The 13,680-nt window shown below is 70.5% G+C and carries 16 protein-coding genes; 11 read left to right on the top strand and 5 right to left on the bottom strand.

Annotated elements, in window-relative coordinates; translation table 11 throughout:
- The first annotated feature begins 74 nt into the window (after positions 1-74).
- A complete protein-coding gene (locus G6W55_RS10105) occupies positions 75-407 on the top strand; it encodes a hypothetical protein (protein WP_175520450.1) in 333 nt (110 codons plus the stop codon).
- A gap of 33 nt (positions 408-440) precedes the next feature.
- Here G6W55_RS10105 and G6W55_RS10100 read toward each other — a convergent pair whose 3' ends face one another.
- Positions 441-1,025 carry a nicotinamidase gene (locus G6W55_RS10100; RefSeq protein ID WP_030780261.1) on the bottom strand — a complete coding sequence of 195 codons (585 nt, stop codon included), beginning with the start codon at positions 1,023-1,025 and terminating at the stop codon, positions 441-443.
- 847 nt (positions 1,026-1,872) lie between these two features.
- On the bottom strand, positions 1,873-3,213 hold the full coding sequence (locus G6W55_RS10095) for a nicotinate phosphoribosyltransferase (RefSeq protein WP_175520449.1): 1,341 nt from the start codon (positions 3,211-3,213) through the stop codon (positions 1,873-1,875).
- A gap of 56 nt (positions 3,214-3,269) precedes the next feature.
- Here G6W55_RS10095 and clpS point away from each other — a divergent pair, with 56 nt between their 5' ends.
- The 7 genes from clpS (at position 3,270) to G6W55_RS10065 (ending at position 8,024) form a co-directional block, all read left to right on the top strand.
- A complete protein-coding gene (gene clpS, locus G6W55_RS10090) occupies positions 3,270-3,587 on the top strand; it encodes an ATP-dependent Clp protease adapter ClpS (RefSeq protein WP_030780237.1) in 318 nt (105 codons plus the stop codon).
- A gap of 11 nt (positions 3,588-3,598) precedes the next feature.
- Positions 3,599-4,207, top strand: a complete 609-nt coding sequence (locus G6W55_RS10085; protein WP_175520448.1) for a DUF2017 domain-containing protein — start codon at positions 3,599-3,601, stop codon at positions 4,205-4,207.
- 331 nt (positions 4,208-4,538) lie between these two features.
- On the top strand, positions 4,539-5,987 hold the full coding sequence (locus tag G6W55_RS10080; protein WP_175520447.1) for an amino acid permease: 1,449 nt from the start codon (positions 4,539-4,541) through the stop codon (positions 5,985-5,987).
- Positions 5,988-6,066: 79 nt separating this feature from the next.
- Positions 6,067-6,489 carry a Mov34/MPN/PAD-1 family protein gene (locus G6W55_RS10075; protein ID WP_175520446.1) on the top strand — a complete coding sequence of 141 codons (423 nt, stop codon included), beginning with the start codon at positions 6,067-6,069 and terminating at the stop codon, positions 6,487-6,489.
- A gap of 103 nt (positions 6,490-6,592) precedes the next feature.
- Positions 6,593-6,688, top strand: a complete 96-nt coding sequence (locus G6W55_RS39530) for a putative leader peptide (RefSeq protein WP_323181625.1) — start codon at positions 6,593-6,595, stop codon at positions 6,686-6,688.
- Between the two features lie 91 nt (positions 6,689-6,779).
- Positions 6,780-7,058, top strand: a complete 279-nt coding sequence (locus G6W55_RS10070; protein ID WP_057574449.1) for a MoaD/ThiS family protein — start codon at positions 6,780-6,782, stop codon at positions 7,056-7,058.
- 15 nt (positions 7,059-7,073) lie between these two features.
- Positions 7,074-8,024, top strand: coding sequence for a PLP-dependent cysteine synthase family protein (locus tag G6W55_RS10065; protein ID WP_175520445.1), 951 nt, complete (start codon positions 7,074-7,076; stop codon positions 8,022-8,024).
- Positions 8,025-8,036: 12 nt separating this feature from the next.
- On the opposite strand, the gene G6W55_RS10060 is transcribed toward G6W55_RS10065, so the two are convergent.
- Positions 8,037-8,534 (bottom strand): type II toxin-antitoxin system PemK/MazF family toxin, encoded by a 498-nt coding sequence (locus tag G6W55_RS10060; protein WP_175520444.1) that lies wholly within the window; start codon positions 8,532-8,534, stop codon positions 8,037-8,039.
- Between the two features lie 235 nt (positions 8,535-8,769).
- Here G6W55_RS10060 and G6W55_RS10055 point away from each other — a divergent pair, with 235 nt between their 5' ends.
- Positions 8,770-9,522, top strand: coding sequence for an MBL fold metallo-hydrolase (locus G6W55_RS10055; protein WP_175520443.1), 753 nt, complete (start codon positions 8,770-8,772; stop codon positions 9,520-9,522).
- An 83-nt stretch (positions 9,523-9,605) separates the two neighbouring features.
- On the opposite strand, the gene G6W55_RS10050 is transcribed toward G6W55_RS10055, so the two are convergent.
- Positions 9,606-10,859, bottom strand: a complete 1,254-nt coding sequence (locus G6W55_RS10050) for a PTS transporter subunit EIIC (RefSeq protein ID WP_175520442.1) — start codon at positions 10,857-10,859, stop codon at positions 9,606-9,608.
- A 218-nt stretch (positions 10,860-11,077) separates the two neighbouring features.
- Positions 11,078-12,370, bottom strand: coding sequence for a PTS transporter subunit EIIC (locus G6W55_RS10045; protein WP_175520441.1), 1,293 nt, complete (start codon positions 12,368-12,370; stop codon positions 11,078-11,080).
- A gap of 187 nt (positions 12,371-12,557) precedes the next feature.
- On the opposite strand from G6W55_RS10045, the gene G6W55_RS10040 reads away from it, so the two are divergent.
- Positions 12,558-12,791, top strand: a complete 234-nt coding sequence (locus G6W55_RS10040) for a glucose PTS transporter subunit EIIB (RefSeq protein WP_030780209.1) — start codon at positions 12,558-12,560, stop codon at positions 12,789-12,791.
- A gap of 119 nt (positions 12,792-12,910) precedes the next feature.
- Positions 12,911-13,648: a ribonuclease PH gene (rph, locus tag G6W55_RS10035; protein WP_175520440.1), complete on the top strand. Its 738-nt coding sequence runs from the start codon at positions 12,911-12,913 to the stop codon at positions 13,646-13,648.
- Positions 13,649-13,680 lie beyond the last annotated feature (32 nt).

The following is a 13,680-nucleotide window of genomic DNA, read 5'->3' as shown; positions in this document are numbered from 1 at the left end:
GCGTCCTGTGGCTCTCTTATTGACATCGGCCTGGGCACCGGCCCCGGCACCGACGAACACGGGGGTGTGACCGCATGGCCACAGGAGGCTTCTGCAAGCTGCCGGACGGACGGGTGGTGGTGGCCCTGAACCTGCCCCGCCCGACCGCCGCCGACCCCGCCCACGGGGTCCGGGTGCTGGTGCACGCGCACAACCGGGCACGGGCCCTGACCAGGCTCCGCAACCTCGGCCTGCGCGCCGTCTACCTCCGCGGCAACGCGGCCCCGCCGACCCCGGACGAGATCACCGCCGTCCTGCACCATCCGGACGGCCTGATATGGCGCACGACCCCCGACCTCCGGGTCGCCCCCACGGCCCCGGAGCTGTGGCGCCCGATCCGCGCCCTCCTGCGCCCGGCGGCGGCGTAGGCCCCACGGTCGTCCGACCGGCGGGCCCGGCGGTCAGACGACCGGCTTGCCCGACAGGGCGACACCCGCCTCGCGCAGCTCCTCCAGGGCCCGCTCGGTGGTCTCCTCGGCCACCCCGGCCGTGAGGTCCAGCAGGACCTGGGTGCGGAAGCCCTCGCGGGCCGCGTCCAGGGCGGTGGCGCGCACACAGTGGTCGGTGGCGATGCCGACCACGTCCACCTCGTCGATCCCGCGCTCCCGCAGCCAGTCGCCCAGCGCCACGCCGTTCTCGTCGGTGCCCTCGAAACCGCTGTACGCGGCCGAGTAGGCGCCCTTGTCGAAGACGGCGTCGACGGCGCCGGAGGCGACCGCGGGCGCGAAGTTCGGGTGGAACCCGACGCCCTCGGTGCCGGCGACGCAGTGCGCGGGCCAGGAGTGGACGAAGTCCGGGTTGTCGGCGAAGTGTCCGCCGGGGGCGATGTGGTGGTCCCGGGTGGCCACCACGTGCCGGTATCCGGCGGGGGCCTGCCCGATCAGCTCGGTGATCGCGGCGGCCACGTCGGCACCCCCGGACACCGCGAGACTGCCTCCCTCGCAGAAGTCGTTCTGCACGTCTACGACGATCAAGGCGCGGCGCATGGGCGGTGTCCTTCGACGATGGTTGAAGTGAACAAGCCTAGAGAGTTCCCGGCCTGTACGGGAGGGGGCGTCCCGGTCCGGGCCGAGAGACGGACACGTCCCGGAGCCCGCAGGGGACGCCGTCGGGCCGGTCCGGGGACGCCGGGCACGCTCTCCCGCCGCCGGGAGGGACCCGTGGGCGGTTGCGGGCGCAGGCCCGGGTGTGCCCCGTACGAGAGCCGGCTCCCGGTCCGTGGCGCCCCGCCGGGCGGACGGCGGGACCTTCGCACCGGGCTCGGCCTTCGCAGGCGGGCGCGTCCCGGGGCCCGTCGCGGACGCCGTCGGGCCTGTCCGGGGACGCCTGGCACGCTCTCCCGCCGCCGCCCAGCGGGGTTCGTCGGCGGTTCCGGGCGCGGGCCGGGGTGTGCCCCGTACGAGAGCCGGCTCCCGGTCCGTGGCGCCCCGCCGGGCGGACGGCGGGACCTTCGCACCGGGCTCGGCCTTCGCAGGCGGGCGCGTCCCGGGGCCCGTCGCGGACGCCGTCGGGCCTGTCCGGGGACGCCTGGCACGCTCTCCCGCCGCCGCCCAGCGGGGTTCGTCGGCGGTTCCGGGCGCGGGCCGGGGTGTGCCCCGTACGAGAGCCGGCTCCCGGTCCGTGGCGCCCCGCCGGGCGGACGGCGCGACCTCCGCACCGGGCTCGGCCTTCGCAGGCGGGCCCGTCCGGGGATGCTCGGCGCGCTCTCCCGCTGCCGGGAGGGGCCCGTCGGCGGTACCGGGCGCGGGCCCGGGTGCGCCCCGCACGGAAGTCTGTCCCCGGCCCGCCGTGCCCCGCCGGGCGGACGGCGGGACGTTCGCATCGGGCCGGACGTCATGGCCGTACGTGGACGTACTCGGTCGGGAGGACCGGTTCGCCTCGGGAGAGCTGGGTCGCGGACAGCGGGAGGTTCGCGCGAGCGGCCCGGTGGCGGTCGCGGACCGTGTCCAGGGGCTCGCGGGCGACGACCTCGCCGCCCTTGACCAGCTCCACCAGGAGCTGATCGTCGGCCAGCGCGGCGGGCACCGCCCCGGTGCCGACGACCTCGGCCTCGGCGACCCCGTCCGCGTCCCGCCGCCGCGCGGCCCACTTGCGGCCGCCGACGGAGGTCTTCCCGCCGGTCGACTTCTTCGCCACCGGCACCAGCGGTGCCTTCGGGTCGGCGGACTCGGCGCGCGCGACCAGCTTGTAGACCATCGAGCAGGTCGGGTGCCCGGACCCGGTCACGAGCTGGGTGCCGACGCCGTACGCGTCCACCGGCGCCGCGGCCAGCGAGGCGATGGCGTACTCGTCGAGGTCGGAGGTGACGATGATCCGGGTCCCCGTCGCGCCCAGCGCGTCGAGCTGCTGGCGCACCCGGTGCGCGACGAGCAGCAGGTCCCCGGAGTCGATGCGGACCGCGCCCAGCCCGGGCCCGGCCACCTCCACCGCCGTACGGACCGCCTCGGCGACGTCGTAGGTGTCCACCAGCAGGGTGGTGCCCTCGCCCAGCGAGTCCACCTGGGCGCGGAAGGCGTCCCGCTCGGTGTCGTGCAGCAGGGTGAAGGCGTGGGCGCTGGTGCCCACGGTGGGGATGCCGTAGCGGAAGCCGGCCGCCAGGTCGGAGGTGGTGGTGAAGCCGCCGATGTAGGCGGCGCGGGCGGCGGCGACCGCGGCCAGCTCATGGGTGCGGCGGGCGCCCATCTCGATCAGCGGCCGGTCACCGGCGGCCGAGGACATCCGGGACGCGGCGGCCGCGATCGCGGAGTCGTGGTTGAGGATCGACAGGATCACGGTCTCCAGCAGCACGCACTCGGCGAAGGAGCCCTCGACCCGCAGGACGGGGGAGCCGGGGAAGTAGACCTCGCCCTCGGGGTAGCCCCAGATGTCACCCGAGAAGCGGTATCCGGCGAGCCAGTCGAGGGTCTCCTCGTCGACGATCCCCCGCTCGCGCAGGAAGCCGAGGACGTCCGCGTCGAAGCGGAAGTTCTCGACGGCGTCCAGGACCCGCCCGGTGCCCGCGAGCACGCCGTAGCGCCGTCCCTCCGGCAGCCGCCGGGTGAAGACCTCGAACACGCTGCGCCGCTCGGCCGTGCCGGCCTTCAGCGCGGCTTGCAGCATGGTCAGCTCGTACTGGTCAGTGAAGAGCGCCGTAGAGGGAACATCCACCGGCAGCCCAAGGTCCGCTGTGTTCATGGCAAGCATCGTAGCCTATTTTCGTCAGTGTGACGATTTCCCTGTGGCGTGGCAGCATGGGCCGTGTGACGTCACCCGCGCCCCTGGAGATCGAACGGACCGAATCGGCGGAGGAGGTCTTCGCCGTCCCCGAGCCGGACGTCCCCTGGGTCACGATCGTCCACAACGACCCGGTCAACCTGATGAGCTACGTGACGTACGTCTTCCAGACGTACTTCGGCTACTCCAAGGACAAGGCCACCAAGCTCATGCTCGACGTCCACCACAAGGGCCGCGCGGTCGTCTCCAGCGGAAGCCGCGAGGAGATGGAACGCGACGTGCAGGCCATGCACGGCTACGGACTGTGGGCCACCCTCCAGCAGGACCGGAAGTAGCCTCCTCACTGATGCCTGGACACTTCGAACCGCTCCCCGGCGGCGGCGCGGCCGTCGCGCTCGACGACGTCGAGATCTCCATCATCCGCTCGCTGGCCGTGCAGCTCCTGGAGCTGATCGGACCCGGCCCCGCCGAGGACGCCCCGGACGACCCGCTCGCGGAGCTGTTCGCCGACGGTCCGACCGAGCCGCCGGCCGACCCGGTGCTGCGCCGGCTCTTCCCGGACGCGTACACCGACCCCGAGGGCACGCCGGGGCCGAAGGAGGCGGACGAGCAGAAGGAGCACTCGGCCGAGTTCCGCCGCTACACCGAGAACGACCTGCGGGCCGGCAAGCGGGAGAGCGCCCTCGCGGTGGTCCGCTCGCTGGACGCCCTCGCCCTGGACGCGAGCGGTGACGGCGGCGCCGTGCTGGAGCTGACCCCGCAGGACTCCCGGCAGTGGCTCGGCGCGCTCAACGACCTGCGGCTCGCGATCGGCGCCCGGCTGGACATCGGCGACGAGGACGACACCGACGTGCTCTACCGGCTGCCGGACGACGATCCGCGCAAGCCGATGGTGATGGCGTACCTGTGGCTCGGAGGGCTCCAGGAGACCCTGGTGACGACCCTTATGCCGTAGTACGTACGGCGTCCGCCCTAGCACTTCGTTCGCTCAGAGGACACTCAAATCCGGATAACGATCACGTCACCGTGATCGCCGGGAGTGTCCTCTTTGTTCTTCGTTCATCCCCTTTTTCTTGTGGTCCGGGCCACATGTCGTGCCCTCGGGCCTTGTTGCGGCCGTGATAAATCTTCACGACCGCCCGGCGAACACCACCCACTGTTCCGCCGGGTGCGCCACCGAGCCGGTGACCGCCGGCCAGGCATCGCTCCATCAATCCGGGGGGATCGAAACCCGATCCGAGGCCGACGAGAGGCCCGGGTCGGCATGGAGAAAGGCGCACCACCACATGACCTCCGCTCAGGTCGACACGGAGAAGACGTCCGGAGGGACGTCCGGTCAGACGTCCGAAGAGGGATACGAGCGCGGCCTCGGCAGCCGTCAGGTCCAGATGATCGCGATCGGCGGCGCCATCGGCGTCGGCCTCTTCCTGGGAGCCGGGGCGAACATCGCCAAGGCCGGTCCCAGCCTCATCCTGATGTACGCCCTCGCGGGCGCGATCGTCTTCTTCATCATGCGGGCGCTCGGCGAGCTGCTGCTGTACCGCCCGGTCTCGGGTTCCTTCGCGGAGTACTCGCGCGAGTTCCTCGGCCCGTTCTTCGGCTACTTCACCGGCTGGACGTACTGGCTGATGTGGGTGGTCACCGGCATGGCCGAGCTGACCGCCGCCGCCATCTACGTCCACTACTGGTTCCCGGACATCCCCCAGTGGGTGACCGCCCTGGTCTTCCTGGTGATCCTCTTCGGGGTCAACCTGATCTCGGTGAAGGTCTTCGGGGAGCTGGAGTTCTGGTTCTCGATGGTCAAGGTCACCGCGCTCATCGGCATGATCGTGATCGGCCTCGGCGTCCTGACCTTCGGCTTCAGCTCGGCCGGCGACACCGCCGCCGTCTCCAACCTGTGGGCCTTCGACGGCTTCTTCCCCAAGGGCGTCGGCTCGTCCCTGATGACGCTCCAGGGCGTGATGTTCGCCTACCTCGCCGTCGAGCTGGTCGGTGTGACCGCCGGTGAGTCCGAGGACCCCGAGAAGACCCTCCCCAAGGCCATCAACACGCTTCCGTGGCGGATCGCGCTGTTCTACGTCGGCGCGCTCACCGTCATCCTCTGCGTGGTCAAGTGGACCGAGTTCGCGCCCGGCGTGAGCCCGTTCGTCGCCGCCTTCGCCAAGATCGGCATCCCGGCCGGCGCGGCCATCGTCAACTTCGTGGTCCTCACCGCCGCCCTGTCCTCCTGCAACTCCGGCATGTACTCGACGGGCCGGATGCTGCGCAACCTGGCCGACAGCGGCGAGGCCCCGGCGGCCTTCAAGAAGCTCTCCGCCACGAAGACGCCCGCCTTCGGCATCACGGTCTCGGTCCTCTTCATGGGCATCGGCGTCGTCCTCAACTACATCGTCCCGGACAAGGCGTTCGGCTACGTCACCTCCGTCGCCACCGCGGCCGGCATCTGGACCTGGCTGATGATCCTGATCAGCCACGTCCTCTACCGCCGCGCGGTCGTCGCGGGCCGCCTCCCCGCCTCCTCCTTCCCGGCCCCCGGCGGCGCGGTGTGCAGTTGGATCGCCATCGCCTTCCTCCTCTTCGTCACCTGCCTGATCGCCTACGACCGCGACTCCCGCGTCTGTCTGTACGTCATGGCGGGCTGGGCGGCGGCCCTCGCCGTCGGCTGGACGATCCTGAAGAACCGGACCCCGGCCGCCCCGACGGGCCCGGACCCGGAGCTGGAGAAGGTCGGCTGACCCTCCTGACTGTCTGCGATGTGGACCGCCCCGTACCGCGCCTCGGTACGGGGCGGTCCCTCTGCTTATCCTGGCCGGCATGCTGACCATCACCCAGGAGCTCGTCGACCAGATCGTCGCCCACGCTCGCAAGGACCATCCCGACGAGGCGTGCGGCGTCGTCGCGGGGCCGGCGGGGTCGGACCGGCCCGTGCGGTTCATCCCGATGCTGAACGCCGCCATGTCGCCGACGTTCTACGAGTTCGACTCCGGTGACCTGCTGCGGCTCTACCGGGACATGGACGACCGGGACGAGGAGCCGGTGATCGTCTACCACTCCCACACCGCCACCGAGGCGTACCCCTCCCGCACCGACATCTCCTACGCCAACGAGCCCGGCGCCCACTACGTCCTCGTCTCGACCGCCGACACCGACGGCGGCGGCGACTTCCAGTTCCGCTCGTTCCGGATCGTGGAAGGGGAGGTCACCGAGGAGGAGGTCAAGGTCGTGGACTCCTACTGATCTCGGGTGCCGATGTCGCGCCGATCTCGCTCCCCGGGCGGTATTCATCCAGCATGCGAGATCACATCTCGGGACCCGGGCCGGGAATCGATACGATGAGCCCATGGTTCTGAACGACGTGAGCGAGAAGGCGCCGGGCACCGTGCTCGTGGCGCGGCTGCACGTCGACCTGTGCAGGCTGAACAGCGCCATCTGTTGACGTTCCCTGCCGCCGTACGGCCGTGAGCCGCGGCGCGTGTGCCGCCGCCGCGCATCCACAGACCCGACCCACCCGACAGGAGTCCGCAACCATGGCCATCGAGGTCCGCATCCCCACCATCCTCCGCCAGTACACCGACGGTCAGAAGGCGGTGGAGGGCAGCGGCGAGACCCTCGCCGATCTGTTCACCGACCTCGAGACCCGGCATGCGGGCATCCACGCCCGGATCGTGGACGACGGCAAGCTGCGCCGCTTCGTCAACGTCTACCTCAACGACGAGGACGTCCGCTTCGTCGACGGCATCGACACCAAGCTGACCGACGGCGACACCGTGACGATCCTGCCGGCCGTGGCCGGCGGCATGGCCTAGGCCCGCTGACCGACGATGCGTTACGACTCCCCGCTGGCCGCGGTGGGCAACACCCCTCTGGTGCGCCTGCCGCGGATCTCGCCGTCCCCCGACGTCCGTATCTGGGCGAAGCTGGAGGACCGCAACCCCACCGGCTCGGTCAAGGACCGCCCCGCCCTGCACATGGTCGAGCAGGCGGAGAAGGACGGCCGGCTCACCCCCGGCTGCACCATCCTCGAACCGACGAGCGGCAACACCGGCATCTCCCTCGCCATGGCCGCCAAGCTCAAGGGCTACCGCATCGTCTGCGTGATGCCCGAGAACACCTCGCAGGAGCGCCGGGACCTGCTCGCCATGTGGGGCGCCGAGATCATCTCCTCCCCGGCCGCCGGCGGCTCCAACACCGCCGTGCGCGTCGCCAAGGAACTCGCCGCCGAGCACCCCGACTGGGTGATGCTCTACCAGTACGGCAACCTCGACAACGCCGGCGCGCACTACGCCACCACCGGCCCGGAGATCCTCGCCGACCTGCCGTCCGTCACCCACTTCGTGGCCGGCCTCGGCACCACCGGCACCCTCATGGGCGTCGGCCGCTACCTGCGCGAACACAAGCCGGACGTCAAGATCGTCGCCGCCGAGCCGCGCTACGACGACCTGGTCTACGGTCTGCGCAACCTCGACGAGGGCTTCGTCCCCGAGCTGTACGACGCCTCCGTCCTCACCACCCGCTTCTCGGTCGGCTCGGCGGACGCGGTCACACGCACCCGTGAGCTGCTCCAGCAGGAGGGCATCTTCGCCGGCGTCTCCACCGGCGCCGCCCTGCACGCCGCGATCGGCGTCGGCCGCAAGGCCGTCCAGGCCGGCGAGAGCGCCGACATCGTGTTCGTGGTCGCCGACGGCGGCTGGAAGTACCTGTCGACCGGCGTCTACACGGCCCCCACCACGGAGGACGCCATCGCGACCCTCCAGGGCCAGCTCTGGGCCTGAGCCCGGCCGGAACTACGTCGCGAGGTGACGGACCTGGTCCCACAGGACCGGGTCCACCACCCCCACCCGGCGCCGGAATCCGCCCAGCGGAACCTGCCGCAGCTCGTCGGTCTCCAGGAAACTCGGCCGCCCCTGCGCGTCACCGACGGCACCCGGCGGCAGCGGGATCACCCCGGCCCGCTCGTCGCGGTACTTACTGGTGATCTTCGCGACCGTCGCCCGGTCGCCCCGCACCCCCAGCACCAGACACGGCCGGTCCTTGGCCCCCGGCCCGTCCTCGAACGGCACGTCGGCCCACCAGATCTCCGCCGGCTGCGGCCGCCCCACCGCACCCCGAGCCCTGCCCCTCGGCCGGGAGGGCGCCCTGCCCCTGGGCCGGCCCGGTGCCCGTCCCGGCGGCCGGGACCTGCGCCCCGCCGGACGACGGCCGCGCCCCCAGCCGTCCACGAGCGCGGCGACGAGCGCCAGCAGTACCACCGCCGCGAGCGCCAGCCACCAGGACGTGTCCATGAGGACGACGTTACCGGCGCGCGCACGGCGACGCGCGCCTACTTCTGACCACGCGCGCCCTCATGTTCCACGCCGCGCCCCGGTTCCAGCCGAACCGGTGACAGCACAGGTGAGTTCGCCCACAACAGCCCTTGGCGGAGGAGCGACCCGGCGTTTCGCGCCTTACGCTCGACGAACCGCACGACCCCCGTCGCCCCCCATCTCTCGATTTCCCGCCAGCGGAGGTTTCTGCTTTATGAAGCTCACCGTCGTCGGCTGCTCGGGGTCGTTCCCGTCCGCGGAATCGGCCTGCTCGAGCTACCTCGTCGAGGCCGACGGCTTCAGGTTGCTTCTCGACATGGGCAACGGCGCCCTGGGCGAGTTGCAGCGCCACTGCGGTCTCTACGACCTCGACGCGATCTTCCTGAGTCATCTGCACGCCGACCACTGCATCGACATGTGCGCGTACTTCGTGGCGCGCTACTACCGGCACGACGGCGGCCGCTGCGCCCCGATCCCGGTCTACGGACCCGAGGGCACGGAGCACCGGCTGACCACCGCCTACGCCGACACCCCCTCGGCCTCCTCCATGAGCGAGGTCTTCGACTTCCACACGGTCAAACCCTCCACCTTCGACGTCGGCCCGTTCACGGTCCACACCGAACGCGTCGCGCACCCGGTGGAGGCGTACGGCATCCGCGTCGAACACGGCGGCCGCTCGCTCACCTACTCCGGTGACACCGGTCCGAGCCCCGCGCTGGAGGAACTCGCCCGCGACACCGACCTGTTCCTGTGCGAGGCCGCCTTCACGCACGGCAAGGAGAACATCCCCGACCTGCACCTCAACGGCCGCGAGGCGGGCGAGACGGCGACCCGGGCCGGCGCCCGGCGCCTGGTCCTCACCCACATCCCCCCGTGGACCGACCCCGAGATCAACCTCACCGACGCGCGAGCGGTCTACGCGGGCCCGGTGGAACTGGCGAGGCCGAGGGTGACGTACGAGATCTGACCGCCGTACGGCATACGGCATGAGAAAGGCCCCCGGATCGCTCCGGGGGCCTTCGTCGTGCGTGCGGGGAGGCACGCGAGGACTCACGCCTTGGTGAGGTCCTCGACCTCCTCCTCGGGCTCACGGCCCGGGGTGGGGATGTTCCACTTGGTGATCGCGAAGCGGAAGACCGAGTAGTAGATCGCCGCGAAGACCAGACCGATCGGGATGATCAGCCAGGGCTTGGTGGCGAGGTTCCAGTTGAGGAAGTAGTCGATCGCACCGGCCGAGAAGCTGAAGCCGTGGTGCACGCCCAGCGCCCAGGTGACGGCCATCGAGAGCGCCGTGAGCAGGGCGTGGATCACGTACAGCGCCGGGGCGATGAACATGAACGCGAACTCGATCGGCTCGGTGATGCCGGTGACGAACGAGGTCAGCGCGAGGGAGATCATCATGCCGCCGACGGCCTTGCGGCGCTCGGGACGGGCCGCGTGCGTGATCGCCAGGGCGGCGGCCGGCAGCGCGAACATCATGATCGGGAAGAAGCCGGTCATGAACTGGCCGGCGGTCGGGTCGCCGTGGAAGAAGCGCGGCAGGTCGCCGTGCCACACCGCACCGGAGGCGTCCTTGAAGGAGCCGATCTCCTGCCAGGCCACCGTGTTGACGAACTGGTGCATGCCGACCGGGAGCAGCGCGCGGTTGATGGCGCCGAAGATGCCCGCGCCGACGGCGCCGAGGCCGGTCATCCACTCGCCGAAGTTGGTGATCACGTCACCGATCGGCTCCCACACCAGACCGAAGAAGACGCCGACGGCGGTGCCGATGAAGGCCATCAGGATCGGCACCAGACGGCGGCCGTTGAAGAAGCCCAGCCAGTCGGGGAGCTTGGTGCGGTGGAAGCGCTGCCAGGTGACGGCGGCTATCAGACCCATGACGATGCCGCCGAGCACCTTGGGGTCGTTGTAGGTGGCGGCGACGTCCGCGCCCTCGGTGACCTTCGCCTCGCTGATCGGGAACGCGGTCAGCACGTTCTTGTAGACCAGGAACCCGACCAGGGCGGCCAGCGCCGTCGAGCCGTCGGCCTTCTTGGCGAAGCCGATCGCGATGCCGACACAGAACAGCAGCGGCAGGTTGGCGAAGACCGCGTCGCCGGCGGTGGCGAACACGTCCGCGACCTTGCCCCAGCCCAGACCGTCCTTGCCGAACACATCGGGCTGGCCGAGACGCAGCAGCAGGCCCGCCGCCGGCAGTACGGCGATCGGGAGCTGGAGGCTGCGGCCGACCTTCTGGAGGCCCTGGAAAAGGCCGGATCCCCACTTCTTCGCAGGGGCCGCCGGTGGCGCTGTGGCGGTGCTCATAGACTTCCTCCATCGGTGCTGGTCTACACCAATCCCTGAGTGGTGTAGACCATGTTCTAGCACGGTGAAGGCGATATAAGGAACCCGTCAGATCTGCAACCGGAGCACTACACTCCGTGCCCGATCTTGGACCGGATCTTGGACGTTCGCCCGGAATGCCCGGGGCACGCCGAAGGCCCCCGGAATCACGCTCCGGGGGCCTTCGAAGCCGTACGGCGTCAGGCCTTGGTGACGTCCTCGTGCTCCTCCTCCGGCTCCCGCCCCGGTGTCTTCAGATCGAACCGGGTGATCGCGAAACGGAAGATGACGTAGTACACCGCCGCGAAGCACAGCCCGATCGGAATGATCGCCCACGGCTTCGTCGCCAGGTTCCAGTTGATGACGTAGTCGATCAGACCGGCCGAGAAGCTGAACCCGTCGTGCACCCCGAGCCCCCAGGTCACCGCCATGGACACACCCGTCAGCACCGCGTGCACCACGTACAGCAGCGGCGCCACGAACAGGAACGAGTACTCGATCGGCTCGGTGATCCCGGTGACGAACGACGTCAGCGCCACCGACAGCATCAGCCCGCCGACCTCCTTGCGCCGGTTCGCACGCGCGCAGTGGGTGATCGCCAGCGCCGCCGCCGGGAGCGCGAACATCATGATCGGGAAGAAGCCCGAGGTGAACTGTCCCGCGTCCGGGTCGCCCGCCAGGAACATGTTGATGTCACCGTGCACCACCGTGCCGTCCGGCTTGGTGTAGCTGCCGAACTGGAACCAGATGGGCACGTTCAGGAACTGGTGCAGACCGATCACCAGCAGCGCCCGGTTCGCCAGACCGAAGATGCCCGCACCCCAGGCGCCCAGATCGCTCAGCCAGTCGCTGAAGCTCTCCAGACCGTCACCGATCGGCGGCCACACCCACAGACACAGCGCCGCGAAGCCGATCGCCACGAACGACATGATGATCGGCACCAGCCGCCGCCCGTTGAAGAAGCCCAGCCAGTCCACCAGCTTGGTGCGGTGGTAGCGCTGCCAGAAGAACGCCGACAGCAGACCCATCACGATGCCGCCGAAGACCCCGGGGTTCTGATAGGTGAACGCCACCACGGTCTGGTCGACCGTCGCCATGCAGCCGATGTTCGGGATCGCCTCCGACCCCGAGGGGCAGTCCTCCGGGAACTGCCGCAACACCGTGTAGTAGACGAGGAATCCGGCCACCGCCGCCAGCGCGGTCGAGCCGTCCGCCTTCTTCGCCATGCCGATGGCCACGCCCACGCAGAACAGCATCGGCAGGCCCAGCTCCGAGTTGAGCAGCGCGCCGCCCGCGCCGGCCATCACCTTCGAGATGTCCGTCCAGCCCAGACCGTCGTCCCCGAACACGTCCGGCTGCCCCAGTCGGTTGAGGATGCCGGCCGCGGGCAGCACGGCGATCGGGAGCTGAAGACTGCGGCCCATCTTCTGCAACCCCTGGAACAGGGAGTTCCATCGGGCCCGGGCGGGACTCACCGCACTGTCGGCACTCATCCGCATCCTTCCGCGGGGGAAGCTGGCTTGGCGACCGTCCGCCCGGTGGTGTAGACCAGTCGCGGGGACGGTTCCGCCGTCGTGTCGCCATCCTTCGGTACACACGACAGGACCGCTCGCGAAGTTGGGCCAACTGTGGGTTACTGCGACAAAGCGGTTCGCACCAGGGAATTCAGGGAGACCGAACATGGCCAGCAAGGCTGAGAAGATCGTCGCCGGGCTCGGCGGACTCGACAACATCGAAGAGATCGAGGGCTGCATCACGCGCCTGCGCACCGAGGTCTCCAACCCCGACCTGGTCGACGAAGCCGCCCTCAAGGCCGCGGGCGCCCACGGCGTCGTCCGGATGGGCACCGCCGTCCAGGTCGTCATCGGCACCGACGCGGACCCCATCGCCGCGGAGATCGAAGACATGATGTGAACCGGCGCGAGTCGGTGTGAGCCGGTGTGAGCCGGGTGTGAGTCCAGGGGGCTCACTCGAAGGGGCTCCTTCCCGACCGGGGAGGAGCCCCTTCCGTTCCTGCGGCTAGGCTCGACGCCATGTCACGCATCGACGGCCGCACCCCCGAACAGCTCCGCCCCGTCACCATCGAACGCGGCTGGAGCAAGCACGCCGAAGGCTCCGTCCTCGTCTCCTTCGGCGACACCAAGGTCTTCTGCACCGCCTCCGTCACCGAGGGCGTCCCGCGCTGGCGCAAGGGCAGCGGCGAAGGCTGGGTCACCGCCGAGTACTCCATGCTGCCCCGCGCCACCAACACCCGCGGCGACCGCGAGTCCGTCCGCGGCAAGATCGGCGGCCGCACCCACGAGATCTCCCGGCTGATCGGCCGCTCCCTGCGCGCCGTCATCGACTACAAGGCGCTCGGCGAGAACACCATCGTCCTCGACTGCGACGTCCTCCAGGCCGACGGCGGCACCCGCACCGCCGCCATCACCGGCGCCTACGTCGCCCTCGCCGACGCCGTCACCTGGGCCCAGGGCCGCAAGCTGATCCGGGCGGGCCGCCAGCCGCTCACCGGGACCGTCTCCGCCGTCTCCGTCGGCATCGTCGGCGGGGTCCCCCTCCTCGACCTCTGCTACGAGGAGGACGTCAAGGCGGACACCGACATGAACGTCGTCTGCACCGGCGACGGCCGCTTCGTCGAGGTCCAGGGCACCGCCGAGGCCGAGCCCTTCGCCCGCGACGAACTCGACTCCCTGCTCGACCTCGCCGTCTCCGGATGCACCGAACTGGCCTCCCTCCAGCGGGCCGCGCTTGATACCGTCCTCGGAAAGTAAAGAGCGCACAAAGAAGGGTGCCGCGCGGGGGC

Source organism: Streptomyces sp. CAI-85 (genome assembly GCF_013363615.1).
Lineage (GTDB): Bacteria > Actinomycetota > Actinomycetes > Streptomycetales > Streptomycetaceae > Streptomyces > Streptomyces antibioticus_B.
The sequence above is the reverse complement of the archived record's forward strand: the minus strand, read 5'-3'. Positions and strand labels throughout refer to the sequence as shown.

Coding starts and splice junctions, on each gene's coding strand:
- G6W55_RS10105 (WP_175520450.1), top strand. CDS start 75: ATGGCCACAGGAGGCTTCTGCAAGCTGCCGGACGGACGGGTGGTGGTG.
- G6W55_RS10100 (WP_030780261.1), bottom strand. CDS start 1,025: ATGCGCCGCGCCTTGATCGTCGTAGACGTGCAGAACGACTTCTGCGAG.
- G6W55_RS10095 (WP_175520449.1), bottom strand. CDS start 3,213: ATGAACACAGCGGACCTTGGGCTGCCGGTGGATGTTCCCTCTACGGCG.
- clpS (WP_030780237.1), top strand. CDS start 3,270: ATGGGCCGTGTGACGTCACCCGCGCCCCTGGAGATCGAACGGACCGAA.
- G6W55_RS10085 (WP_175520448.1), top strand. CDS start 3,599: ATGCCTGGACACTTCGAACCGCTCCCCGGCGGCGGCGCGGCCGTCGCG.
- G6W55_RS10080 (WP_175520447.1), top strand. CDS start 4,539: ATGACCTCCGCTCAGGTCGACACGGAGAAGACGTCCGGAGGGACGTCC.
- G6W55_RS10075 (WP_175520446.1), top strand. CDS start 6,067: ATGCTGACCATCACCCAGGAGCTCGTCGACCAGATCGTCGCCCACGCT.
- G6W55_RS39530 (WP_323181625.1), top strand. CDS start 6,593: ATGGTTCTGAACGACGTGAGCGAGAAGGCGCCGGGCACCGTGCTCGTG.
- G6W55_RS10070 (WP_057574449.1), top strand. CDS start 6,780: ATGGCCATCGAGGTCCGCATCCCCACCATCCTCCGCCAGTACACCGAC.
- G6W55_RS10065 (WP_175520445.1), top strand. CDS start 7,074: ATGCGTTACGACTCCCCGCTGGCCGCGGTGGGCAACACCCCTCTGGTG.
- G6W55_RS10060 (WP_175520444.1), bottom strand. CDS start 8,534: ATGGACACGTCCTGGTGGCTGGCGCTCGCGGCGGTGGTACTGCTGGCG.
- G6W55_RS10055 (WP_175520443.1), top strand. CDS start 8,770: ATGAAGCTCACCGTCGTCGGCTGCTCGGGGTCGTTCCCGTCCGCGGAA.
- G6W55_RS10050 (WP_175520442.1), bottom strand. CDS start 10,859: ATGAGCACCGCCACAGCGCCACCGGCGGCCCCTGCGAAGAAGTGGGGA.
- G6W55_RS10045 (WP_175520441.1), bottom strand. CDS start 12,370: ATGAGTGCCGACAGTGCGGTGAGTCCCGCCCGGGCCCGATGGAACTCC.
- G6W55_RS10040 (WP_030780209.1), top strand. CDS start 12,558: ATGGCCAGCAAGGCTGAGAAGATCGTCGCCGGGCTCGGCGGACTCGAC.
- rph (WP_175520440.1), top strand. CDS start 12,911: ATGTCACGCATCGACGGCCGCACCCCCGAACAGCTCCGCCCCGTCACC.